The 23,663-nt window shown below is 71.9% G+C and carries 25 protein-coding genes; 12 read left to right on the top strand and 13 right to left on the bottom strand.

Going from position 1 to position 23,663, the window contains the following annotated elements; genetic code table 11:
* Positions 1-57 precede the first annotated feature (57 nt).
* Positions 58-573, top strand: a complete 516-nt coding sequence (locus ACFC0Z_RS31030) for a cupin domain-containing protein (RefSeq protein WP_376444988.1) — start codon at positions 58-60, stop codon at positions 571-573.
* Between the two features lie 85 nt (positions 574-658).
* Positions 659-1,321 (top strand): TetR/AcrR family transcriptional regulator, encoded by a 663-nt coding sequence (locus ACFC0Z_RS31025; RefSeq protein WP_376444985.1) that lies wholly within the window; start codon positions 659-661, stop codon positions 1,319-1,321.
* On the opposite strand, the gene ACFC0Z_RS31020 is transcribed toward ACFC0Z_RS31025, so the two are convergent.
* The 5 genes from ACFC0Z_RS31020 to ACFC0Z_RS31000 all read right to left on the bottom strand — a co-directional run bounded on the left by ACFC0Z_RS31020 (position 1,272) and on the right by ACFC0Z_RS31000 (position 5,630).
* Positions 1,272-2,561: an amino acid permease gene (locus ACFC0Z_RS31020; protein WP_376445094.1), complete on the bottom strand. Its 1,290-nt coding sequence runs from the start codon at positions 2,559-2,561 to the stop codon at positions 1,272-1,274. The genes ACFC0Z_RS31025 and ACFC0Z_RS31020 overlap by 50 nt on opposite strands.
* Before the next feature lie 135 nt (positions 2,562-2,696).
* Positions 2,697-3,344, bottom strand: coding sequence for a LysE family transporter (locus ACFC0Z_RS31015; protein ID WP_376444983.1), 648 nt, complete (start codon positions 3,342-3,344; stop codon positions 2,697-2,699).
* Complete coding sequence (locus tag ACFC0Z_RS31010; protein ID WP_376444980.1) at positions 3,341-3,655, bottom strand: DUF2087 domain-containing protein; 315 nt, start codon at positions 3,653-3,655, stop codon at positions 3,341-3,343. The genes ACFC0Z_RS31015 and ACFC0Z_RS31010 overlap by 4 nt, the downstream gene beginning before the upstream one ends.
* Before the next feature lie 80 nt (positions 3,656-3,735).
* Positions 3,736-4,020, bottom strand: a complete 285-nt coding sequence (locus ACFC0Z_RS31005) for an antibiotic biosynthesis monooxygenase (protein WP_376444977.1) — start codon at positions 4,018-4,020, stop codon at positions 3,736-3,738.
* Between the two features lie 164 nt (positions 4,021-4,184).
* Positions 4,185-5,630 carry an MFS transporter gene (locus ACFC0Z_RS31000; protein WP_376444974.1) on the bottom strand — a complete coding sequence of 482 codons (1,446 nt, stop codon included), beginning with the start codon at positions 5,628-5,630 and terminating at the stop codon, positions 4,185-4,187.
* A gap of 163 nt (positions 5,631-5,793) precedes the next feature.
* Between ACFC0Z_RS31000 and ACFC0Z_RS30995 the strand changes: the two genes are divergently transcribed.
* From ACFC0Z_RS30995 to ACFC0Z_RS30980, 4 genes are all read left to right on the top strand, one after another.
* On the top strand, positions 5,794-6,471 hold the full coding sequence (locus tag ACFC0Z_RS30995; RefSeq protein WP_376444972.1) for a hypothetical protein: 678 nt from the start codon (positions 5,794-5,796) through the stop codon (positions 6,469-6,471).
* Positions 6,472-6,647: 176 nt separating this feature from the next.
* A complete protein-coding gene (locus ACFC0Z_RS30990; RefSeq protein ID WP_376444969.1) occupies positions 6,648-7,886 on the top strand; it encodes a Cmx/CmrA family chloramphenicol efflux MFS transporter in 1,239 nt (412 codons plus the stop codon).
* A 222-nt stretch (positions 7,887-8,108) separates the two neighbouring features.
* Positions 8,109-8,522 carry a DUF3052 domain-containing protein gene (locus ACFC0Z_RS30985; RefSeq protein ID WP_376444967.1) on the top strand — a complete coding sequence of 138 codons (414 nt, stop codon included), beginning with the start codon at positions 8,109-8,111 and terminating at the stop codon, positions 8,520-8,522.
* 102 nt (positions 8,523-8,624) lie between these two features.
* The gene (locus tag ACFC0Z_RS30980; RefSeq protein WP_376444964.1) at positions 8,625-10,529 is read left to right on the top strand and encodes an MFS transporter; all 1,905 of its coding nucleotides are present in this window, start codon (positions 8,625-8,627) and stop codon (positions 10,527-10,529) included.
* A gap of 404 nt (positions 10,530-10,933) precedes the next feature.
* Here ACFC0Z_RS30980 and ACFC0Z_RS30975 read toward each other — a convergent pair whose 3' ends face one another.
* From ACFC0Z_RS30975 to ACFC0Z_RS30965, 3 genes are all read right to left on the bottom strand, one after another.
* Entirely contained in the window at positions 10,934-11,131 is a 198-nt protein-coding gene (locus ACFC0Z_RS30975) for a hypothetical protein (RefSeq protein ID WP_376444961.1), read from the bottom strand.
* Between the two features lie 517 nt (positions 11,132-11,648).
* The gene (locus ACFC0Z_RS30970) at positions 11,649-11,948 is read right to left on the bottom strand and encodes a DUF4031 domain-containing protein (RefSeq protein WP_376444958.1); all 300 of its coding nucleotides are present in this window, start codon (positions 11,946-11,948) and stop codon (positions 11,649-11,651) included.
* Positions 11,949-11,967: 19 nt separating this feature from the next.
* Positions 11,968-12,324, bottom strand: coding sequence for a hypothetical protein (locus tag ACFC0Z_RS30965; protein WP_376444956.1), 357 nt, complete (start codon positions 12,322-12,324; stop codon positions 11,968-11,970).
* A 113-nt stretch (positions 12,325-12,437) separates the two neighbouring features.
* Here ACFC0Z_RS30965 and ACFC0Z_RS30960 point away from each other — a divergent pair, with 113 nt between their 5' ends.
* The 3 genes from ACFC0Z_RS30960 to ACFC0Z_RS30950 all read left to right on the top strand — a co-directional run bounded on the left by ACFC0Z_RS30960 (position 12,438) and on the right by ACFC0Z_RS30950 (position 16,027).
* Complete coding sequence (locus ACFC0Z_RS30960; protein WP_376444954.1) at positions 12,438-13,355, top strand: MurR/RpiR family transcriptional regulator; 918 nt, start codon at positions 12,438-12,440, stop codon at positions 13,353-13,355.
* Positions 13,356-13,499: 144 nt separating this feature from the next.
* Positions 13,500-14,438, top strand: a complete 939-nt coding sequence (gene murQ / locus ACFC0Z_RS30955; protein ID WP_376444951.1) for an N-acetylmuramic acid 6-phosphate etherase — start codon at positions 13,500-13,502, stop codon at positions 14,436-14,438.
* 47 nt (positions 14,439-14,485) lie between these two features.
* Entirely contained in the window at positions 14,486-16,027 is a 1,542-nt protein-coding gene (locus tag ACFC0Z_RS30950) for a PTS transporter subunit EIIC (RefSeq protein ID WP_376444949.1), read from the top strand.
* Between the two features lie 90 nt (positions 16,028-16,117).
* Here the strand turns inward: ACFC0Z_RS30950 and ACFC0Z_RS30945 are convergent, their stop codons facing one another.
* A complete protein-coding gene (locus ACFC0Z_RS30945; RefSeq protein WP_376444947.1) occupies positions 16,118-17,638 on the bottom strand; it encodes an alpha/beta hydrolase in 1,521 nt (506 codons plus the stop codon).
* Between the two features lie 139 nt (positions 17,639-17,777).
* Here ACFC0Z_RS30945 and ACFC0Z_RS30940 point away from each other — a divergent pair, with 139 nt between their 5' ends.
* The 3 genes from ACFC0Z_RS30940 to ACFC0Z_RS30930 all read left to right on the top strand — a co-directional run bounded on the left by ACFC0Z_RS30940 (position 17,778) and on the right by ACFC0Z_RS30930 (position 20,211).
* Positions 17,778-18,554, top strand: a complete 777-nt coding sequence (locus ACFC0Z_RS30940) for a transporter substrate-binding domain-containing protein (protein WP_376444945.1) — start codon at positions 17,778-17,780, stop codon at positions 18,552-18,554.
* Positions 18,555-18,779: 225 nt separating this feature from the next.
* On the top strand, positions 18,780-19,541 hold the full coding sequence (locus tag ACFC0Z_RS30935; protein ID WP_376444942.1) for a class I SAM-dependent methyltransferase: 762 nt from the start codon (positions 18,780-18,782) through the stop codon (positions 19,539-19,541).
* Between the two features lie 43 nt (positions 19,542-19,584).
* The gene (locus ACFC0Z_RS30930; protein ID WP_376444940.1) at positions 19,585-20,211 is read left to right on the top strand and encodes a GNAT family N-acetyltransferase; all 627 of its coding nucleotides are present in this window, start codon (positions 19,585-19,587) and stop codon (positions 20,209-20,211) included.
* Here the strand turns inward: ACFC0Z_RS30930 and ACFC0Z_RS30925 are convergent.
* The 4 genes from ACFC0Z_RS30925 to ACFC0Z_RS30910 all read right to left on the bottom strand — a co-directional run bounded on the left by ACFC0Z_RS30925 (position 20,208) and on the right by ACFC0Z_RS30910 (position 23,626).
* Complete coding sequence (locus ACFC0Z_RS30925; protein ID WP_376444937.1) at positions 20,208-20,678, bottom strand: SRPBCC domain-containing protein; 471 nt, start codon at positions 20,676-20,678, stop codon at positions 20,208-20,210. The two genes, ACFC0Z_RS30930 and ACFC0Z_RS30925, sit on opposite strands and share 4 nt — an antisense overlap.
* 123 nt (positions 20,679-20,801) lie before the next feature.
* Positions 20,802-22,424 (bottom strand): chaperonin GroEL, encoded by a 1,623-nt coding sequence (gene groL / locus ACFC0Z_RS30920; RefSeq protein WP_376444935.1) that lies wholly within the window; start codon positions 22,422-22,424, stop codon positions 20,802-20,804.
* A gap of 322 nt (positions 22,425-22,746) precedes the next feature.
* On the bottom strand, positions 22,747-22,950 hold the full coding sequence (locus ACFC0Z_RS30915) for a cold-shock protein (protein ID WP_015035246.1): 204 nt from the start codon (positions 22,948-22,950) through the stop codon (positions 22,747-22,749).
* 400 nt (positions 22,951-23,350) lie between these two features.
* Positions 23,351-23,626, bottom strand: a complete 276-nt coding sequence (locus ACFC0Z_RS30910) for a MoaD/ThiS family protein (protein ID WP_376444932.1) — start codon at positions 23,624-23,626, stop codon at positions 23,351-23,353.
* Positions 23,627-23,663: the final 37 nt, after the last annotated feature.

Genomic DNA, 23,663 nt, shown 5'->3' with positions numbered 1-23,663 from the left:
TGACCCGTACGGACGATCACCGACGCAAACGAACGAACACCTTCCAAGGAGCAGACGATGTCGCTCATCCGCCCCAGCCACCCCGCCTATCCCGCCGCCCGCTACCTCGGCGGCGACCAGGGCGAGATCAACGCCCGCTTCCGTCCCGCCTCCACCCCGGCCGACCTCGTCTCGGGGACGGGCCCGGGCGCCACCACGTACCACTACCTGTCGACCTCGGCCTCGACCGACGGCGACTACGGGCTCTACCGCGTCGACATGGGACCGCGGGCCGGCGGCCCGAGCACGCACTTCCACAAGGCGATCTCGGAGGCGTTCTTCGTACTCTCCGGCAGCGTGCGGCTCTTCGACGGCGAGCGGTGGGTCACGGCCCGCTCCGGCGACCACCTCCACGTCCCCGTCGGCGGCCTGCACGGCTTCCGCAACGACGCCGACGACCCGGCCTCGATGCTCATGCTGTTCGCGCCGGGGGCGCCCCGGGAGGGGTATTTCGAGGCGATCACGCGGCTGCCGGACATGAGCGAGGAGGAGCGGCGGGAGTTCTGCGAGGCCCACGACAGCTTCTTCGTGTGAGAGGCTCGCCGGGCTTTGCAGACCGAACGGTTCAGTTCATATACTGGACGGCCCCCCTCCGCCTGACGACGTTAAGGAACCGCCCATGGGAGCCGAAGTCGACGAGTACGGCATCCCGATCATCCCGGACCCCGCCGACGCCGCCTCGCGCAAGCGCCAGGCGATCATCGACGCGGCCCTCGCCGAGTTCCTCGCCGAGGGGTACTCCGCGGCCTCCATGGACGCGATCACCCGGGCCTCCGGGGTCTCCAAGGCGACGATCTACAAGCACTTCGGCAGCAAGGAACGGCTCTTCCTCGCCGTCATCGGCGGCGTCCTGCCGAAGACGTACGCGGACCTGGAGCCCTCCAACTCCACCCTCGCCGACGCTCCCGACCTGCGCGCCGCGCTCGTCCGGCTCACCACCGACTGGGCGCGGATCCTGCTCCGCCCCGACATCATGTCGCTGCGGCGCCTGGTCATCGGCGAGATCGACCGCTTCCCGCAGCTCGGACAGCTCTGGTACCGGGTCAGCTACGACATGAACAACGGCCCGCTCGTCGAGGCCTTCACCGAGCTGACCGCGCGCGGCACCCTCGCCGTCCCCGACGCGAAGCTCGCCGTGCAGCAGCTGGTGGCGACGACGGTGGGCGTGCCGCAGCTCGTCCACACCTTCTCGCCGGACGCGGAGGTCGACGACGCCGAGCTGACACGGGTGATCAGCTCGGGAGTGGATCTGTTCCTGGCGCGGTACGCGACCTCCGCCTGACCCGCTTCCCCCACGCGAGGAGGAGCAGCGCCGCCGCCCACGCCCCCGTCGTCAGGATCTGCGTGCGGCTGGCGGCGTCGCCGAGCATGAACACCAGCACCCCGCCGATCCCCGCCAGCGCCACCACGGCCCGTACGGAACGCCCGCGCAGGCGCCAGTGGGAGGCGGCGATCAGCGCCCACACGACGAGGATCGCGGCGCCGATCGAGTTCAGCAGGAACGGGAAGACCGTCCGAGGCCAGAGCAGGCTGAGGACGACGGAGACGAAGCCGAAGGCGGCCGAGGCGAGCACGGCGGTGTACGGGACGCCGGTACGCGTCCTCGCGAGCGCGCGGGGCGCGTCGCCGCGGGCGACGAGGGCGTGGAGCATGCGGGAGGAACCGTAGATGTTCGCGTTCATCGCGGACAGCAGCGCGACGAGGACGACGGCCTTCATCAGGTCCTCGGCGCCGGGCACCCCGATCCGCCCCATGACGGCGGCGTACGGGCCGTCGGCGGTCACGGCGGGATCGTTCCACGGGACCAGCGCGACGATCACGGCCATCGAGCCGAGGTAGCAGACCGCCACCCGCCACATCACGGCCCGCACGCCGCGCCGGACGGCGCGGACCGGGTCCTCGCACTCGGCGGCGGCGATCGTCACGGTCTCCAGGCCGCCGAACGCGAAGACGGCCGCGACCGTACCGACGGCGACGCCGTACCAGCCCTCGGGCAGGAAACCGCCGTGACCGAGGAGGTGCGCCGTCCCCGGCGAGTCCTGCCAGGGCGACAGCCCGAACAGCACCACGGCCCCGAGAACGAGGAACGCGACGATCGCGGCGATCTTCAACCCGGCGAACCAGAACTCCAGTTCGCCGAAATGCCGCACACCGGCGAGGTTGCTCGCCGTGAACACGCTCATGAAGAGGGCGACCCACGCCCAGCCCGGCACCCCCGGCACCCAGCCCTCGACGAGGTGCGCCGCACCGACGGCCTCGGCGGCGACGCTGACGACGAGCAGCGCCCAGTACATCCAGCCGGCCAGCAGCCCGGCCCACGCCCCGAACGCCGACCGCGCGTGCTCGGCGAACGAACCGGAGACCGGGCGGGCGGCGGACATCTCGCCGAGCATGCGCATCACGAGGACGGTCAGGACGCCGGCGAAGGCGTACGAGACGAGGATCCCGGGCCCGGCGGCGGCGATGCCGAACCCGGATCCGACGAAGAGCCCGGCACCGATGGCGCCGCCCATGGCGATCATGGCGAGATGCCGCTGGCGCAGCCCCGTACCCAGAGCGTGGTCGACTACCTGGTCAGTCACGATTCCCCCGAACTGTTGACGACAGCGTGGGATCTTGACCGAAAAGGACCGGGCAAGGCAACCGGAAGCGGCGCCTCACATCACCAGCCGCACGGCCAGCACCAGAATGAGCCCGCCGGAGGCGAGCGCCGTCACCAACCGCCCCCTCGGAGAGGTGACAAGATGCCCAAGGACGGTCCCGCCGACGGCGAGGAGAAGCTGCCAACTCGCGGAGGCCGCAAAGGCGGCGGCGACGAAGACGGCGGCCTCGGCCGTCCCGGTGCCGGTGCTTCCACCGAGTCCACCGAATCCACCGAGTCCACCGAGGACGAGGGCGGTGAAGTACAGCACCGTCATGGGGTTGAGCACGGTGATGCCGAGGAAGGCGAGAAAGGCCCGCCGGGCCGAACCGCCGCCGCCCCCACCGGCGGAGTCCTCCCCGCCTCCCGCCCGATAGGCGCGCAGGGCGGCCACGGAAGACCGCAGGGCGAGCACGACGAGAACACCGGCGGAAGCCCAACGCAGAGGCGTGGCAACAGAATTGAGCACCGGAACGAGAGCGGACCCGCCGAGGACCGCGACCAGGGCGTACACCCCGTCGGCGGTGGCGACGCCGAGCGCCGCGCCCACTCCCGTACGCCAGGGACCGCGGGCCGCGACCGCCACCAGATGGGCGCCGACGGCGCCGACCGGAATCGCGATGCCGTAGCCGGCCAGCAGACCGGCCACCACCGCGGCCGTCACGCGACGGCGGTGATCGCGCCTCCGGGGGAGCCGGGCTGCTGCTGTCGACGGTAGGCCGAGCCGTCCTTCGTACGGGCGAGGAAGCCGCCGACCACGAGATAGCGCCGGAGGGCCGAGAAGTCCTCGTGCACGGTGAGCAGGGCCTCGTTCACCTCCCGCTCGCCGTACTCGCGGCCGTCCTCGAACAACGACTCGGCGAGATGCGCGAGAAGCGCCTCGCGGCGGGCGGGCTTGCGCGGGACGGCCTTGAGGCGCCCGTCGGCGGAGAAGAGATCCGCGACGGGGCGGATCCGGGAAACGTCACTGGTCATGGCCACGAAGCCTGACGGCACCCCCCACCGCCCCGCAAAGCATTTTCCCCCCGAGACTCCCCCCCACTCCCCCCACTCCCCTAGTGCCGACGCAACTCGACGTTCACCGCCTGCTGCACGTGCGGGATGACCCGGGGCATGCCACCGCGCTCGAAGATCGGCCGCGCGTTCTCCAGGAACGCGAGGAAGTCCTCCTCGGACTCCCAGAAGTCCACGACCCGCCACCCCCCGCTCCCGTCGGGCCCTGCGGCATGCGCGATGAACCCCTTCGGCGGCCACCACTCGGCGGCGGCGAGCTCCGCGTGGGTCTCCTCGTACTCGGCCTGGGTACGCCCGGGAATCTCGACGGTGATGATGACGGCCATGGGCCTGCTCCTGTACGTGGGGGGGGGAGGGTCGAAATCCCACCCAGCTCACCACCCGCTCCCCCGCCCCGCACCCCCACACGCCCCGAACGAGCGAGCGCCGCCCGGCGGCCGGGGGGCGGCGGTGGGCGGCGCTCGGGGTGGGCGGGGGATAGCGGTCGTCGTCAGGCGGGCTGCCTTGGGGAGTCGGGGGAGGTCGGGGTGGTGGCTGCCGTCTCCGCCGCCAACGCCTTGTCGCTCTTCATGAGGAGGAGGGTGAGGAGGCCGCCTGCCGCCGCGATGATCGCCGCGCCGGTGAACGCCGCCGAGAAGCCGTCCGTCAGTTCGGGCAGGTTGCCGAGCTGGTCGGCGCCCTGGGACATGGCGACGGCGGTGAGGGCGGCGAGGCCGAGGGCGGAGCCGACGTTGTAGGTGGTGTTGACGATGCCGGAGGCGAGGCCGGCCTGTTCCTGCGGGGCGCCGGACATCGCGGCGATCATCGCCGGGATGTAGGCGAGGGACATGCCGAGCGCGGCGACGAGCGAGGCCGGGAGGACGTCGACCAGGAAGGTGCCGGTCGGCGGGACGGCGGCGAGCCAGACCAGGCCGGCCGCGAGGACGAGGAGACCGGTGCCGACGAGCGGCTTCGCGCCGACCTTCGCCATCAGGCGGGCGGTGACGGCCGTCATGAAGATCATGAGCAGGACGGTCATCGGCAGCAGCGCGGCGCCGGAGGCGAACGCCCCGTAACCGAGGACCTGTTGGAGGTACAGGTTGAGGAAGTACCACATCGGGATCCACGCGGCGCCGAGGAGCGTCATCGCGAGGTTGGCGGAGCCGAGGCGCGGGACCCGCCAGATGGCGAGCGGCATGAGGGGCTCGCGTACGGACTTCTGGATGAGGAGGAAGAGGGTCAGGAGGGCCGCCGCACCGGCCAGTTCGAGGATCGTGGCGGTCGAGCCCCAGCCGGCTTCGGGGGCGCGGACGACCGCGAAGACGGCGAGCGCGAGACCGGCGGTGACGGCGACGGCGCCGAGGACGTCGACGGAGCCGCGGCGGGACCCGACGTCCGGGAGGAGCCGGGTGGCGGCGAGGGTCGCGAGGCCGATCGGGATGTAGATGACGAAGACCCACTGCCAGGCCGCCCACTCGGTGAAGACGCCGCCGAGGAAGACGCCCGCGGTGCCGCCGGCGGGGGCCGCGGCGCCGTAGAGGGCCATGGCCTTGCCGAGCTCCTTCGGGTCGTGCATGAAGAGCATCATGAGCAGGGTCATGGCGGAGGGGGCGATGAGCGCGCCGCCGACGCCCTGGACGGCGCGGCCGGCGATCTCGACCCAGGCGGTCTGCGCGGCGGCGGCGAGGACGGAGCCGCCGATCATGACGGCCCAGCCGGTGACGAAGATCCTGCGGGCTCCGACGAGGTCGGAGAGGCGTCCGCCGAGGAGCAGCAGGCCGCCGAAGACGATGACGTAGGCGTTGAAGACCCACTGGAGCTCGCCCTGGGTGAAGCCGAGGTCCTTCTGCATCTCGGGGAGTGCGACGCCGATGATCGAGGTGTCCATGATGACCATGAACTGCGCGGCGGCGAGCACGACGAGTGCCCACCAGCGCCGGGGATTGACGGGTGACATGGCTGGCCCTTCGCTCGTTTCCGGCTTCCACGGATACCCCCTAGGGGTATCTGTGCGGAGCAACGTAGCATACCCATGGGGGGTATGTAAGGGTGAGGCGCGAGAAGGGTGAGGGAGTGTCAGGGAGAGGGACTCCGCGTCCCCCGGCGGGCACAATGCGTCCATGACCGTCGAGGACGACCACACGCACCCGGAACTGCTCCGGCGCTGGAACGCCACCCTGCTCGCGGCCCGCGCCGGCCGCGAGGGCCCCGACCCCGGCCCGTACGGCCGCAACCTGCTCGCCCGCTGGGCCGAGCCGCAGCGCGCGTACCACACGGTCGACCACCTGCGGGCCGTCCTGGACCGCGTCGACGAACTCGTCGACCAGGGCGGGGAGGGCGGCGAGCTGGAACTCGTACGCCTGGCCGCCTGGTTCCACGACGCGGTGTACCGGCCCGACCGCTCCGAGAACGAGGAGCGGTCCGCGGCCCTCGCGGAGAAGGCGCTCACCGAGGCGGGGCTGACCGAGCACGAGGTCCACGAGGTCGCCCGCCTGGTACGCCTCACGATCACGCACGACCCGGCACCCGGCGACCTCAACGGCGAGACGCTCTGCGACGCGGACCTCGCGATCCTCGCGACGGACGCCGACACCTACCGGGGGTATGCCGACGCGGTCCGCACCGAGTACGCCTTCGTCCCGGACGAGGCCTTCCGGGCGGGACGGGCCGCCGTCCTCCGTCAACTCCTCGCACTGCCACGGCTGTTCAGGACGCCGTACGGGGCTGCCGCCTGGGAGGAGAAGGCGCGCGCGAACCTGGAGCGCGAGCTGGACGAGCTCACCGTGCGGGAGGCCTGAGGCCCCGACCGGCCGTCCACCCCCTCCCGCCCCCCGTCTCGCATCGCGAGACATTCCCGGCACGGGGAATGTCAGGAACAAACCGCCCGTTGACGCATGTCATGCCGCCTTCCTCTGCCGAGCCCGGTTCCCCGGCCCCTACCCCTATCCCCGCCCCCGCCTCCGCCCCCGCCCGCATGCCCCTGGCCGTCTACATCCTCGGCCTCGCCGTCTTCGCGCTCGGCACGAGCGAGTTCATGCTGTCCGGCCTCCTCCCGCCCATCGCGGAGGACATGGACGTCTCCATCCCCCAGGCCGGACTGCTCATCTCCGCCTTCGCCATCGGCATGGTCATCGGCGCGCCGCTGCTCGCCGTCGCCACGCTGCGGCTGCCCCGCAAGACGACGCTCGTCGCGCTCATCACCGTCTTCGGGCTCGGGCAGATAGCCGGGGCGCTGGCGCCCACGTACGAGATCCTCTTCGCGTCCCGCGTGGTCAGCGCGTTCGCGTGCGCCGGGTTCTGGGCCGTCGGCGCGGCCGTCGCCATCGCGATGGTGCAGGAGAACCAGCGGGCCCGCGCCATGGCCGTCATGATCGGCGGGCTCTCCATCGCCAACGTCCTCGGCGTCCCCGCCGGCGCGTTCCTCGGCGAGCACCTCGGCTGGCGCTCCGCCTTCTGGGCCGTCGCCGCCGCCTCCGCCGTCGCCCTCGTCGGCGTCGTGACCCGCATCCCGCACATCCCGCTGCCCGCGACGAAGCCCCGCCTCAAGCGGGAGCTCACCATCTACCGCGACCGCCAGGTCCTGCTCTCGATCGTCGTCACCGCGCTCGCCGCCGGCGGCGTCTTCTGCGCGTTCTCGTACCTCGCCCCGCTCCTCACCGACGTCTCCGGCCTCGACGCCGGCTGGGTCTCCGGCGTCCTCGGGCTCTTCGGCATCGGCGCGCTCGTCGGCACGACGATCGGCGGCCGGGTCGCCGACGCGCACCTCTTCGGCGTCCTGCTCAGCGGCATCACGGCCTCGACGGTCTTCCTCGTCGCGCTCGCCCTCCTCGCCCCCAGCCCGGCGGCCACGATCGTCCTGACCTTCCTCCTCGGCGTCTCCGCCTTCTACACGGCCCCCGCGCTGAACGCCCGCATGTTCAACGTCGCCGACGCCGCCCCCACCCTCGCGGGCGCCACCACCACCGCCGCCTTCAACCTCGGCAACACCGGCGGCCCCTGGCTCGGCGGCTCGGTCATCGACGCGGGCCTCGGCTACACCGCCACGGCCTGGGCAGGCGCCGCCATGACCATCACGGCCCTCGCGGTCACCTTCCTCTCCCTGCGCCTCACGAAGCGGCCGTCGCGGGTGGTGGCGTCGGGTACGGGCGCGGGTACGGGCGCGGCTTCGGGTGAGCACGTACCGGGCGAGGCAACGGCGACCACGACCGGTTGACCCGGTGCCCCAGGTGACCGGGTGACCCGGTGCCCCAGGTGACCGGGTGACCCGGTGCCCCAGGTGACCGGGTGACCCGGTGCCCCGGTGACCGGGTCGCCAACGCGGTCGAGGCGTACCGCGTCCGGGTGGTCTTGTCCCTGCCTTCACCGTTCCGCCGCACCGAGGGCGGACCGAGGCGCGACCATGGCACGGCCGCCCAGACAAGCAAGGGAACGCCAGATGACAAGCACGGCAAGCATCGCGGACAAGCTCGGCATCGAACCGGGCGCGGTCGTCCAGGAGCTCGGCTGGGACGAGGACTGTGACGACTCGCTCCGGCCCGTGGTGGAGGAGCGCACCGGCAGGGAGCTCCTCGACGAGCAGGCGACCGAGACCGTGGGCGTGGTCCTGCTGTGGTGGCGGGAGGACGACGGCGACCTGACGGACGCGCTCGTCGGCGCACTCGGCCCGCTGGCGCGGAACGGGGCGATCTGGGTCCTCACCCCCAAGGTCGGCCGCCACGGATACGTCGAGCCCTCCGACGTCGCCGAAGCCGCCATCTCCGCGGGCCTGTCCCGGACCTCCGCCGTCAGCGTCGGCGAGGACTGGTCCGGCACCCGCCTCGTCCCCTCGAAGACGGCCCAGCCGCGTTGATCACGAGCTGAGCGGAGAAGCGGGCGCTTCCCGTATGCCGATCCAAGCGGTCTCGTGAAACGTCGGCGGCGCCCCGGAAGCGTGCTCTACCTTGAGTGATCCGTGCACGCATCCGGGGGGATCACCGCCGCCGTGGAACAGCTGACGGGGGAGGACCCCGCCTACATAGGTCCGTACCGGCTCATCGCCCGCCTCGGCGCGGGCGGGATGGGGCTGGTGTATCTGGGCCGCTCCGACCTCGGCCGTACCGTCGCCGTCAAGGTCGTCCAGGCCGAGCACGCCCAGCATCCCGAGTTCCGGCGGCGGTTCGCGCGCGAGGTGGCCGCCGCGCGGCGGGTCGGCGGGGACTGGACCGCCGACGTCCTCGACGCCGACACCGAGGCCGCCGTGCCGTGGGTGGCGACCCAGTACATCCCGGGTCCGGACCTCACCTCCGTCGTCGCCCGCGACTTCGGGCCGCTGCCCGAGCACTCCGTCCGCACCCTCGCCAACCGGCTCGCCCTCGCCCTCCAGGCCGTGCACGCGGCCGGACTCATCCACCGCGACCTCAAGCCCTCGAACGTCCTCGTCACCGTCGACGGCCCCCGCGTCATCGACTTCGGCATCGCGCGGGCGATGGACAGCCTGGCGGGCGACAGTCTGCACACCCGGACCGGGATGCTCATCGGCTCCCCCGGGTTCATGTCCCCCGAGCAGGTCCGCGGGCTCGAACTCACCCCCGCTTCCGATGTGTTCTGCCTCGGCGCGCTCCTCGTGTACGCCGCCACGGGACGTCTCCTCTTCGGCGCCACGGACACCGGCCTGAACGCCCACCTCTTCCGCGTCGCCGAGGAGGAGGCGGACCTGACCGGCGTACCGGACGCGCTCGTCGACCTCGTCCGCGCGTGCCTGGAGAAGGACCCGGCGAAGCGGCCGACGCCGAGCGAGGTGGCGGCGCGGACCCACGCCGTCACGGGCGAGGGCGAGTGGCTTCCCGGGACCGTGCTCGCGCAGCTCGGGCGGCGGGCGGCGCACCTGCTCGATTACGCGCCCGCCGGGGCGGCCGTCGCGGTGACACCTACGACGCCCGCCGTGCCCGCCGCGCCCGCCGCGCCCGTCGTCGCCGTCCCGCCGCCTCCCGCGTACGCGCCCACCGCTCCCGCGTACGCCCCGGCCCCTGCTCCTTCCGGGGCCGCCCCCGGGCGCGGACTGCTCGCCCTCGCGTTCGCGCAGTTCGTCGTCCTCGTCGAGGCGGCGTTCTCCGGCCTGGCGATGATCTGGCACGGCGCCCGCTACGACCTGGGGCTCCCCGCCGAGGACCTGAAGCTGTCGGACACCGTCTACCTGGACGTGATGCCCGTCCTCTACCCGCTCGCCTTCCTCCTCGTCCTGCCCTTCGGCGCCCGCCTCGCCGGCCGCGCCGGGCGCAAGACGGTGCTGGTCTCCGGCCTCGTCGGCTTCGCCGTCGCCTCCGCGATCGGCGCGAGCGCGACCGGCTCCGGCATGTGGATGACGGCCCGCGTGCTGCAAGGCGTCTTCGCGGCGCTGGTGACGGCGTCCGTGCCCGGCCTGATGGGCTCCCTCTCCGGCCCCCGCAAGGCCTTCGGCACCTACGCCGCCGTCGCGGGTCTGGGCCCGGCGCTCGGCGTGCTGTGCGCGTGGCTGCTCCCGTGGGGGTGGGAGTGGCGCTGGTGGATGTACGCCACCGTCTCGCTCACCCTCGTCGCCGTGGCGCTCGTCGCACCCCAGGTGCGCCCCCAGCCCGGTGGCCTCTCCGCGCGGTCCGACGGGCCCGGCGTGGCATTCGCCGTCCTCGGGATCGTCGCCATCAGCGGAGCCGCCCCGTACTTCACCGGCGCCGAGTACCTGCTGGTCGCCGCCGGCGTCCTGCTCGCGGCCCTCGCCTGGCGCCAGACCCTCCTCCCGGGCACCCGCCCGCGCGCCCCGCTCGGCGTCCTCTACGCGGTGGCGGCGGTCAACGGGGTCCTGGCCGTGCTGTTCCTGTCGTCAGGGCACTACCTGTACTAGCGCTGCCCGCGCCAGAACTGCCTGGGCCTGATTCCCGTCGGCCGACGGGAATCAGGCCCTCGAAAGCGTGCATATGGGCACAAAAGTGCGAGATGACTCGCATCGGGACTGCCGAATGATCTTCCCTGGGATTCAAAGGACCGTGATGGTGCAGCTGGAGGGCGCTCGTGCTCACACACTGTGTTGATCCGCAAGGCGCGTTCAACGGCAGCGACCGGCGGTCGGACGGCCCGGAGATCGAACCGCCCATGGCGAGCTCCGCAGACTCCGTGCGATGGTGGTGCCTGCAATACCTCGCGGCAACTTAGCTGAGGTATTCCTAAGTACGGCAAAGGGGCCCCCGGCCTGCAAAACCATGAGGGCCCCCCGCCGTTACTGCGGTGTCGACTCCTGGCAGGTGGTAGTTACCACCGCCAGGGGGCGGCCCAGTCGGGCAGCTGCCCAAGGACCAGCAACGTGCAGTACATGGCCCAGGCGACGGCGGCCCACACCTTGGCCACCTTCAGAACCTGCTCCGAGCGCGGGGACCGCGCCGGCGCCTTGTACGGCTGCGCTCGCGAGGAACGCGCACGCTTCGACTTCTTGCGGACGGCTCGTCCCATTTCGGGGACTCCCCTTTCACCTCAGCTTCCCTGGTGCATCCAGGGCCACCGGGCTTCTCAGCCCGATCGACGCCCAGAAACCCTCTGACCCTGGAGGAAGTTCGGGTGAACCGCTGAGAGAAGTCCACCACATGACCCCGCGTCAGCGATAACGAGCGCCCATTGCGCTCCGTGGTGGCACTCCGTGCCGGGGGTCACTCACCGCTAGCGTTACACGTGACAAGGGGTGAGATAGACGTGTGATTCGCCTCACAGAATTCGCCAAAACCCATACCGGCGGGGGAGTGAAGGCGTTCCCCCAGCGGGAGGCGCGGAGGGCGCCCCATCACCGTGAGTCACGGTCGGTAACAGTTGATGATCATGAGGGGTGCGCGGGTGTCGCGCAGATCACAGATGCCGATTTCCGTATTCTCACTGCTCTTTGACACTTGATCAGGACATAAGAACCTTCATTTCGCCAGCACTCGCCACCCCTCGCCACGGCGATCGGATCAACGCACCAGGCCGAGAAGCCGACTCACGAGCGGTCGTCCCTGGCTTCCTCCGGGGCGGCCGGCGGCCTGTTCTTCGGGCGGCGCAGGCCCGCGTCCGTCAGGCGGCGGAGGAGTTCCTTCGAGCCGACCTCGACCGCGCCGCCCGCGACCGCGTCCGCGTAGCGGTCCGACGGGATGTCGTAGTGGTCGCGTTCGAAGGCGCGCGGCGGGGCGCCGATCGCGGCGGCGAAGGCGTGGAGCTCCTCGAAGGAGACGTCGCTGACCAGGTGCGACCACATGCGGCCGTGGCCGGGCCAGGTCGGCGGGTCGATGTAGAGGGTCATCCGGAGACCACCACGTCTCTCACGTCAGGCCGCCCACCGGCGCGACCACCACGCCCTGCTTCCCGCACACCCAGTGCGGGTCCGGGCCCAGCTCCGGTTCCACGTCGAGGGCGTGCGGGTCGCCCGAGGAGCAGACCGGGCAGAGGGGCCAGCGGCCGTACTGTTCGAGCAGGGCGTCCTGGACGTCCTGGGCGACGAGGCCGGCGACGTACTCCGTACCTTCCGGCCACTGCTCGACCCACCAGCGCCGGTGGGTCACCGCGTCCTCCACCATCGACACGACCTCGGCGGCGGCCACGTCCCGTGCCACCAGGTCGGCCAGTACCAGCGCGCGGGCGGTGTGCAGCGCCTGCTCGACGGGGTCGATCTCATCCATGGACTCATTGTCCCCCGGGGGCGCGAAAGGACGAAGGTCCCCTCCGTTTCCGGGACCCAGTCGGGACCGTAAAGGTCTTGTCGGTCCCGCACCGCCGAAAGTATCTTTCACGTGTGACCAATGAAGTGAAGGAAACTTTCAGGAGCGACGCTCCGCCCGCGCCCGCCGCCCTCGCGGCCAAGGTGCGGACCCTCGCGCCCTCCATGACCCGCTCGATGCAGCGGGTCGCCGAAGCCGTCGCCGGCGACCCGGCCGGCTGCGCCGCCCTCACGGTCACCGGCCTCGCCGAGCTCACCGGGACGAGCGAGGCGACCGTCGTCCGGACCGCCCGGCTCCTCGGCTACCCCGGCTACCGCGACCTCCGGCTCGCGCTCGCCGGCCTCGCCGCCCAGCAGCAGTCCGGCCGCGCGCCCGCCGTCACCGCCGACATCGCGGTCGACGACCCGGTCGCCGACGTCGTCGCCAAGCTCGCCTACGACGAGCAGCAGACGCTCGCCGACACCGCCGCCGGACTCGACACCGTCCAGCTCGGCGCCGCCGTCACCGCGCTCGCCGCCGCCCGCCGCGTCGACATCTACGGCGTCGGGGCCTCCGGCCTCGTCGCCCAGGACCTCGCGCAGAAGCTGCTCCGGATCGGCCTGATCGCGCACGCGCACAGCGACCCGCACCTGGCCGTCACCAACGCCGTCCAGCTCCGCTCCGGCGACGTCGCCATCGCCATCACGCACTCCGGCTCCACCGGCGACGTCATAGAGCCGCTGCGAGTGGCCTTCGACCACGGCGCGACCACGGTCGCGATCACGGGCCGCCCGGACGCGCCGGTCACGCAGTACGCCGACCACATCCTGACCACCTCGACCGCCCGCGAGAGCGAACTCCGCCCCGCGGCCATGTCGTCCCGCACCAGCCAACTGCTGGTCGTGGACTGCCTGTTCACCTGCGTCACCCAGCGTACGTACGAGACGGCGGCCCCTGCCCTCGCCGCCTCGTACGAAGCCCTCGCCCACCGCCACTCCCCCCGGAGCAGATAGCCGCCCGGCCCCCGCCCAACAGCCACACCCCACACACCCACACCCACACCCACACCCACACCCCCCACACCCGCGGGCCCCCCACGGACCGCACCCCGCCCCAACCGCCGAGACACCGTCGTCGACGCACCGAAAGAGCACCCCATGTCCACTCCCACCACGTCCACGTACTCCGAACTCCGCGCCCAGCTCGCCACGCTGAGCACCGAGGCCTTCCGCCCCGAGCTCGCCGAGATCGACCGGCTGTCCACGCTGGAGATCGCCCGGACGATGAACGGCGAGGACCAGGCCGTCCCCGCCGCCGTCGCCCGCGAGCTGCCCGCCATCGCCGCCGCGATCGAGGCCACCGCCGAGCGCATGGCCCGCGGCGGCCGGCTGATCTACATGGGCGCGGGCACGGCCGGCCGGCTCGGCGTCCTGGACGCCAGCGAGTGCCCGCCGACCTTCAACACCGACCCGTCCCAGGTCGTGGGCCTCATCGCGGGCGGCCCGTCTGCCATGGTGAAGGCCGTCGAAGGCGCCGAGGACTCCAAGGAGCTCGCGGTCGAGGACCTGACGGCGCTCGGCCTGACCGCCGACGACACCGTGGTCGGCATCTCCGCCTCCGGCCGTACGCCGTACGCCATCGGGGCCGTCGAGCACGCCCGTACCGTCGGCGCGCTGACCATCGGCCTCTCCTGCAACGCGGACAGCGCGCTCGCCGCCGCCGCCGAGCACGGCATCGAGGTCGTCCCCGGTCCCGAGCTCCTCACCGGCTCGACCCGGCTCAAGGCGGGTACGGCCCAGAAGCTCGTCCTCAACATGATCTCGACGATCACCATGATCCGTCTGGGCAAGACGTACGGGAACCTCATGGTCGACGTCCGCGCCTCCAACGAGAAGCTCCAGGCCCGTTCGCGGCGGATCGTCGCGCTGGCCACCGGCGCGCCGGACGAGCAGATCGAGAAGGCCCTCGCCGCCGCCGACGGGGAGGTGAAGAACGCGATCCTCATGATCCTCGCCGACGTCGACGCCCCCACCGCCGCCGCCCGGCTCACCGCATCCCAGGGCCACCTGCGCGCAGCGCTGCACGCAGCCGGCTGACGCCGCCCGCGCCTCCCCCCACCCCCGTACAGCAAGGCCACCGCACCATGAGCACAGACGACAAGAACCGCGCCATCGCCGCCGCGATCCTCCCCCTCGTCGGCGGCGCCGAGAACATCAGCTCCGTAGCCCACTGCATGACCCGCCTCCGGCTGGGCCTGCGGGACCGCTCGCTCGTCCAGGACGAGGCCCTCAAGGCCCTGCCCGACGTGATGGGTGTGGTGGAGGACGAGACGTACCAGATCGTCCTCGGCCCCGGGAAGGTCGCCCGCGTGACCCCGGAGTTCGAGGCCCTGATCGCCGAGGCCCCGAAGCCGGAAACCCCCGCCGCCTCGGGCGCCTCCGGCGCCGACGACCTGGCCGCGCAGGGCGCCGCGATCAAGGCGGCGCAGAAGCAGAAGAACGCCACCCCGTTCAAGCTGTTCCTGCGCAAGATCGCGAACATCTTCGTCCCGCTGATCCCCGCCCTCATCGGCTGCGGCATCATCGCCGGCCTCAACGGCCTGCTGATCAACCTCGGCTGGCTGCCCGGCGTCACCCCCGCGCTCGCCGCCATCGCGAGCGGCTTCATGGCCCTCATCGCGGTCTTCGTCGGCTACAACACGGCGAAGGAGTTCGGCGGTACGGCGATCCTCGGCGGCGCGGTCGCCTCGATCATCGTCTTCGCGGGCGTCGCGAAGATCGACGTCTTCGGCCAGACGCTCTCCCCCGGCCAGGGCGGCGTGCTCGGCGCGCTCGGCGCGGCGGTCCTCGCGGTGTACGTGGAGAAGTGGTGCCGACGCTGGGTCCCCGAGGCCCTGGACGTCCTGGTCACCCCGACCCTCACCGTCCTGATCTCCGGCCTGGTCACGATCTACGGCCTGATGTTCGTCGCCGGTGAGATCTCCACGGCGATCGGCGAGGCCGCGAACTGGCTCCTCGCCAACGCGGGCGCCGGCGCCGGCCTCCTCCTCGGCGGCCTGTTCCTCCCGCTCGTGATGCTCGGCCTGCACCAGGCCCTGATCCCGATCCACACCACGCTGATCGAGCAGCAGGGCTACACGGTCCTCCTCCCCATCCTCGCGATGGCGGGCGCCGGCCAGGTCGGCGCGGCCATGGCCGTCTACCTCAAGCTCCCCCGCAATGGCTCGATCCGCCGCACCATCAAGTCCGCCCTCCCGGCCGGCTTCCTGGGCGTCGGCGAGCCCCTGATCTACGGCGTCTCGCTCCCCCTGGGCCGCCCGTTCATCACGGCCTGCGTCGGCGGCGCGGCGGGCGGCGCGTTCATCGGCTTCTTCTCGATGCTCGGCGCCTCGGTCGGCTCCACCGCGATCGGCCCCTCGGGCTGGGCCCTCTTCCCCCTCCTCGACGGCAACAAGGGCCTCGGCGAAACGATCGCCATCTACGCGGGCGGCCTCCTGGTCGGCTACGCGGTCGGCTTCCTCGCCACCTACTTCTGGGGCTTCAACAAGGGCCTCCTGGAGGAGTTCAACGTGGACACGGAGGCACAGGCGGCGACGGCGACCCCCGCGGTGAGTGAGGGCGCGGCGGCCACCCCGGCCACGACCACCCCGGAGACGAAGCCGGAGCAGGAACCGGTGAAGGTCTGACACACGACGCCGCACGCGGCGCCACACACAGCGGTACGGGGAAGGGCCCGGCGGCACACAGCCGCCGGGCCCTCGCGCGTCCCCGACCCGTCACCGGCAGAGCACGTCCCGCGCCGGGCGCACGCCCTCCGTCAGGTAGCGGGTGACCGTCGTGTCGCCGCACGCGTTGCCGTTGCCCAGGTAGACGCCGTGGCCGCCGTGGTCGACGGAGACGAGGCGGGCGCGGGCGCCGAGGGCCGCGCGCATCTTCAGGCCGTTGGCGTACGGGGTGGACGGGTCGCGGAGGTTCTGGATCATCAGGATGTTGGACGGGCCCCGGTCGGTGATGCGGACCGGCTTCTCGGCCGCGCCGCCCTTCCAGAAGGAGCAGGGCGTGATGTTGGCCGGCATGCCGGCCGTCAGGGGGTGGCGGGCGCGGTCGGTGGCGACCGCGCGCTCGTACGCCGGGACGGACGCCGGCCAGTTCACGTCGTTGCAGATCACGCCGACCGTCACGGCCGCCGCGTCGTCCGGCATCGCGCCCGCCAGCTCGCGCGGGAGGACGGGCTTGCCGTCCGGGTCGGAGGCGTCCGCCACGAGGCGGGCGAAGGCGGGGAAGGCGGCGTCGGAGTACAGGGCCTGCTGGAGGGCCTGGAGCAGCATCGTCCCCGTGAGCGGGACGCCGGGCGCCGCGGGCTCGCCCGGCAGGACCGTGGCGTGCGGCTCGCGGTCCAGGCGGGCCGCCAGGGCCAGGACCCGTCCCCGTACGTCCTCCGGCCGCTCCGCGAGCCGCAGCCCCTCGGCCGCCCGGTCCGGGTGCGCGGCCCAGGCCGCGAAGTCCGGGAAGCGGTCCTCGGCGCCCCGGGCCATGCCTTCGAGCCAGCCGCGCGCGACCCGCTTCGGGTCCGGGTCGTTGCTGCTGTCCAGGACCCAGCGGTCGGTCCGCTCCGGGTACCTCTCGGCGTACGCGGCCGCCACGTACGTCCCGTACGACACGCTCCACGCCGACAGCTTCCGCTCGCCGAGCGCCTGCCGCAGCCGCTCCATGTCCCGTACCTGGTTCGCCGTCGTCAGCCCGCGCAGCATCGCGCCGCCGTTCCGGGCGCACGCCTCCGCGATCCGCTTCGACCGGGCCACGTTCGCGTCGATCCCGCCGTCCGCCCCCGGCCACGACCGCAGCGTCACCATCCACCGGTCGCCCTCGTCGAGCCCGCACCGCGCCTTCGCCGAGCCGCCGATCCCGCGCGGGTCGAACGCCACCAGGTCGTACGCCCCGGCCGTCTCCCGCTCCAGCGCCGCGCCCTTCTGCGCGAGCCGCTGCACCCCGGAGCTCCCGGGCCCGCCCGGGATCACCATGAGCGCCCCGCGCCGCGCCTCGGGCCGCGTGCTCGCGATCCGGGAGACCGCGAGCCCGATCTGCTCGCCGTCGGGGTCGGCGTAGTCCAGCGGTACGGAGAGGGTGGCGCACTCCTGCCCCGGCAGCGGCCGCACGGTGGGCGCGCACGCGCCCCACGCGAGCCCGGGCGCGGACTCCGGCGCCGCCACGGCGGCGGGGCCGGAGAGGGCGACACCCGCGACGGCGGTGGCGGACAGGGCGAGGAGGAGGGCCTTGCGACCGCGATTCGTTGTCATGCGCACAGCCTTCCGGAACCGGCTCCGGCGCCCCATCCGGCAGGCATGCGGACGGTGGGTGGGGGCAACCCCCGGGCGGGCGGGGGGCGTTCCGTGCGGGCGTTGGCGTCGTGGAGGGACCTGGGAGATCATCCGCCCCATGACCACCACCCCGGACTCCGCCAACGCCGCAGCCAACACCTCCGGCACCACCGGCACCGCCGCCGACCTCACCGCCATCGCCGCCGACCTCGCCCCCACCGGCACCCTCCGCGCCTCCGTCAACCTCGGCAACCCCGTCCTCGCCCAGGGCACCCCCGACGCGCCCTCCGGCATCACCGTCGACCTCGCACGGGAGATCGGCGCCCGCCTCGGGCTCCCCGTCGAGCTGCTCTGCTTCGACGCGGCGCGGAAGTCCTTCGACGCGATGGCGGAGGGCCGGGCCGACCTCTGCTTCCTGGCCGTGGACCCGGCACGCGAGAAGGAGGTCGCGTTCACGGCCCCGTACGTCGTCATCGAGGGCGTGTACGCCGTCCCGCGCGACTCGGCGCTGACCACGGTGGACGAGGTCGACGCCCCCGGCGTCCGTATCGGCGTGAAGCAGGGCTCGGCCTACGACCTGTTCCTGTCCCGCTCCCTCGCCCACGCGACCGTCGTGCGCGGCGACGAGGGCGTGGACGTCTTCCGCGCCGAGGGCCTGGAGGCGGGCGCGGGCATCCGGCAGCCGATGACGGCGTACGCCGCCGCCCACGCGGAGCACGTACGCCTCATCGAGGACCGCTTCATGGAGATCCGCCAGGCGGTCGGCACCACGGTCGACCGCGCCCCCGAGACCGTCGCCTTCCTCCGCGAAACGGTCGAGGACCTGAAGGCGAACGGCTTCGTCGCCGACTCCCTCGCCCGCGCCGGCCAGGACCCGGCGCTGGTCGCTCCGTAAGGACGGATTCCGGTCGAGAAAGCGTGCCGGGCGGGGCCTAAAAGGGCCCTTTCCGGCCCCTCAGGGGACCTGTGCGGAGGCGTACGCCCTCCCCCGCACCCCCGGGGTCCAGCCGCCTCGCGGCGGGCCGCCCAGGGCCCTCCCCGACCCTCCCCACACCACCTCTGACCTGCACTTTCTCCCCCAACTCCCCTATCCTGGAGACCTACTTGGAGGGGGATTTCCATGGACCGCAACAGCCTCGCCCGCCGTGACATCCGCACGGTCGAGGACGTCCTGAGCCTGCTCGACGGGCTCTTCGCGCCCGATGCCGACCGGTGGTCGGAGGACGGGGCCGGCTGGTGGGACGGGTTCTACGCGGACCGGGACAAGCCGGTGCCGTTCTTCGTCCCCAAGCCGGACGAGAACCTCGTCTCGTACGCGGAGAGGGGGCTGCTCCCGAAGGGCGGGCGGGTGCTCGACCTGGGGTGCGGGCCCGGCCGGAACACCGTCTACCTCGCCTCGCTCGGATACGAGGTCGACGCGGTCGACCTGTCCGCCACCGCCCTCGCCTGGGCGGCGGAACGGGCCCGTGAGACGGGCGCGGAGGGCGCCATCAGGTTCGTGAACGGGAACGCCTTCGCCGCCGACGGGATCGACGAAATCGACGGCCCGTACGACCTCGTCTACGACTCCGGCTGCCTCCACCACCTGCCCCCGCACCGCCGCGTCAGCTACCTCGCGCTCCTCGGCCGCGTCCTCGCGCCCGGCGGGCACTTCGCGCTCACCCAGTTCGCCGCCGGCGAGGGCGGCATGGGCTCGGAGCTGCCGGACGCCGACTTCTACCGGAAGGGGCGGCTGGACGGCGGACTCGCCTTCACCGCCGACGAGTTGCGCGCGCTCTTCGCCGACCTGAACGAGGTCGAGATCCGGCGCATGCGCGACGAACCGGCGGAGTCGGAGCGCTTCGGGGAGTCCTTCCTCTGGACGGGGCTCTTCCGCCGCTGACCCCGGCCGGATTTCATGATCATCTCGGGTGCACAATGGCCGCATGTCAAAGACGACTAATGCACCCAACCACCCCAACAGCCCCAACTCCCCGAAAACAGCCACCCTCGACGACGCCGACTCCGTCAGCCGCTCCCTGGCCCGCGCCTTCCACGACGACCCGATGATGGGGTTCTTCTTCCCCGACGCGGCCACCCGCGAGGAGACGCTCGGCCGCTACTTCTCCACCCTCTTCACCCGCCAGTACGCCCAGAACGCCGTCTGCGAACTCACCGAGTCCGCGGCGGCGTTCTGGGTTCCGGCCGAAGCCGCCGAGAAGGCCGCGCCCGATGCCGGCACCATCGCCGAGCTCACCGCCCTCCTCGGCGACACCGCGCCCCTCTTCGGGCAGGCCGTCGCCGCCTCCGAGGCGCACACCCCCGAGGAACCGCACTGGTTCCTGGCCGTCATCGGCGCCGACCCGGCCGCCCAGGGCCAGGGCCACGGCGCCGCACTCCTCCGCTCCGGCCTCGCCCAGGCCGACGCGGCCGGCCTGCCCGTCTACCTGGAGTCCTCGAAGGAGAGCAACCTCCCCTTCTACGCGCACTTCGGCTTCGCCGTGCGCGAGGAACTCCGCCTGCCCGGCGGCGGCCCGAAGCTGTGGTCGATGTGGCGCGAGGCGCAGGTCTAAGCCCCCTTCAGGTACGCCGCCAGCCGGTCGTACTGCTCCCGCACGCCCGCCTCCATCCCCGCCGCGAGCGCCTGGTCCCTGATCTCGTTCGAGGGCCAGACCGACGTACTGGTCAGCGCGGTCCCGCCGTCGGGCGTCGCGTCGAAGGTGAGGGTGACGCGGACCGGATCGGCGTCCGGCATCTGCTCGAAGACCTCCGTGTAGTCGAGCCGCTCGGCCGGGACGACCTCCTCGTACGTACCGGAGAAGACGATCTCCTGGCCGTCGGGCGCGGTCTGCCCCCAGCGCCAGGCGCCGCCCACCCGCAGGTCGACGTCGACGACCGTCGTGGTCAGCGCGGAGGAGCCGTACCACTCCCGTACCTGCTCGGGGCGCGTCCACGCCTCCCAGAGGCGGCCCGGCGGGGCGTCGAAGGTGCTGGTGATGACCAGCTCCCGGTCGGACGGTGTCGTCAGCAGCGTGACCATGAGAGCGATCCCTTCCGAGGGGGGCTTCCCCTCCAGGATCCACGGAACGCCCGAGGGCGGCACCCCCACACGGGGAGTGCCGCCCTCGGTCGCGTTCAGCGATGAACCACCGATCCCTGGGGATCAGAAGTCCATGTCACCGCCCGGCATGCCGCCGCCGGCGGGCGCGCCCGCCTTCTCCGGCTTGTCGGCGATGACGGCCTCGGTGGTGAGGAACAGCGCGGCGATCGACGCGGCGTTCTGCAGCGCGGAGCGCGTGACCTTCGCCGGGTCGATGATGCCCTCGGCGATGAGGTCGACGTACTCGTTGGTCGCGGCGTTGAGGCCGTGGCCGACGGGCAGGTTGCGGACCTTCTCCGCCACGACGCCGCCCTCGAGGCCGGCGTTGACGGCGATCTGCTTCAGCGGGGCGTCGAGCGCCTTGCGGACGATGTCGGCACCGGTGGCCTCGTCACCCGAGAGCTCCAGCTTGTCGAACACACCGTCGGCCTGGACGAGGGCGACGCCACCGCCGGCGACGATGCCCTCCTCGACGGCCGCCTTCGCGTTGCGAACGGCGTCCTCGATGCGGTGCTTGCGCTCCTTGAGCTCGACCTCGGTCGCGGCACCGGCCTTGATGACGGCCACGCCGCCGGCCAGCTTCGCGAGGCGCTCCTGGAGCTTCTCGCGGTCGTAGTCCGAGTCGGAGTTCTCGATCTCGGCGCGGATCTGGTTCACGCGACCGGCGACCTGCTCGCTGTCACCGGCACCGTCGACGATGGTGGTCTCGTCCTTGGTGATGACGACCTTGCGGGCGCGGCCCAGCAGGTCGAGGCCCGCGTTCTCCAGCTTGAGGCCGACCTCCTCGGAGATGACCGTGCCGCCGGTGAGGATGGCGATGTCGTTCAGCATGGCCTTGCGACGGTCGCCGAAGCCCGGGGCCTTGACCGCGACGGACTTGAAGGTGCCGCGGATCTTGTTGACGACCAGGGTCGACAGGGCCTCGCCCTCGACGTCCTCGGCGATGATCAGCAGCGGCTTGCCCGACTGCATGACCTTCTCCAGGAGCGGAAGGAGGTCCTTCACGGAGGAGATCTTGGAGTTGACGATCAGGAGGTACGGGTCGTCGAGGGACGACTCCATGCGCTCCATGTCGGTGGCGAAGTACGCCGAGATGTAGCCCTTGTCGAAGCGCATACCCTCGGTGAGCTCCAGCTCCAGACCGAAGGTCTGGGACTCCTCGACGGTGATGACGCCTTCCTTGCCGACCTTGTCCATCGCCTCGGCGATGAGCTCGCCGATCTGGGTGTCGGCGGCGGAGATGGAGGCCGTGGAAGCGATCTGCTCCTTGGTCTCGACATCCTTCGCCTGCTCGAGCAGGGCGCCGGAGACGGCCTCGACGGCCTTCTCGATGCCGCGCTTGAGGGCCATCGGGTTGGCACCCGCGGCGACGTTGCGGAGGCCCTCGCGGACGAGCGCCTGGGCGAGAACGGTGGCGGTGGTCGTACCGTCGCCGGCGACGTCGTCCGTCTTCTTGGCGACTTCCTTGACCAGCTCGGCGCCGATCTTCTCGTACGGGTCCTCGAGCTCGATCTCCTTGGCGATGGAGACACCATCGTTGGTGATCGTGGGGGCGCCCCACTTCTTCTCGAGGACGACGTTGCGGCCCTTGGGGCCGAGGGTGACCTTGACGGCGTCAGCGAGCTGGTTCATGCCGCGCTCGAGACCGCGCCGGGCCTCCTCGTCGAACGCGATGATCTTGGCCATGTGAAGTGGTCCTCCCGGACATGGGGTGGATAACGCTCCAGGACCGCGCCGACGCCCGCGACGGACGGCCTCCGCGACTCCGCGTGGTTCCTTGCCCCACCCGGACGGCGACCTCGTCTGCCCGATCCTCGTAGCACTCTCACCTTCCGAGTGCTAACGCCAATGATTAGCACTCGCCCTAGGAGAGTGCAAGCGACTCTCGATGATCGGGACGCACTCATGGGAGAGGGGTGCACCGCTCCGGGAACGCGTGAGGGGCCCGTATCCCCTCAGGGATGCGGGCCCCTCGACGGCGTTGCGTCGGTGGCCGATCGCGCCGCGCTCAGACGGCGAGCTTGACCATGTCCGCCTGCGGACCCTTCTGGCCCTGCGAGATCTCGAACTCGACTCGCTGTCCCTCTTCGAGGCTGCGGTAGCCATCCATCTGGATCGCGCTGTAGTGGACGAAAACATCCGCACCACCGTCGACCGCGATGAAGCCGTAGCCCTTCTCCGCGTTGAACCACTTGACGGTGCCCTGAGCCATGCCTAACTCCCCTATTACTGGCCCTTGCGCGGGCCCCGCACTTCGCGGAACCCGGGTCAGACCCTGCGCCGGAACGCGTCGACCGCCGCTGAATGTATCTGCCCAACTGCCCTCCGCAACAGGCCATTCGGGCGAGAATTCTGGGCACTGCTGAAAGGGGAATTGGGGATAATCCCCGGGCTTCCGGGGCAAGTCGGGCCCGGCAAAACGCGCAGAACGTACACAACGCTCACGCACTTTGGCTGCTTCCTGACGTGCAAGGACGCATTCTCATATGCGGGCGGCACGGGCAGCGGAGGGGGCTTCCCCAACTCTACCCCGCTCAACCATGCAGAATTGCCCCTTCCGCTTTATGGCGCGGAAGGGGCAATTCACGAAACTCGGAACGACTCGGAAGTGATCAGCCGCCGGCGACGGCCGGGATGATCGAGACGCCCGCGCCGGCCGGCGTGGCCGTCTCCAGGCCCTGCTCGAAGCGCACGTCGTCGTCGTTCACGTACACGTTCACGAAGCGGCGCAGCTTGCCCTGGTCGTCCAGGACGCGGGCGGCGATGCCCGCGTGGTTCTTCTCCAGGTCCGCGATGACCTCGGCGAGGGTCGCGCCCTCGGCCTGGACCTCGGACTGGCCGCCCGTGTAGGTGCGGAGGATGGTGGGGATGCGGACGTTCACGGCCATGTCTTCGTACCTCTCGGAGACGCTTGCAGAGCGACGC

Source organism: Streptomyces sp. NPDC056144 (assembly GCF_042264145.1).
Taxonomy (GTDB): Bacteria; Actinomycetota; Actinomycetes; order Streptomycetales; family Streptomycetaceae; genus Streptomyces.
This window is presented reverse-complemented; position numbering and strand designations above follow the sequence as displayed.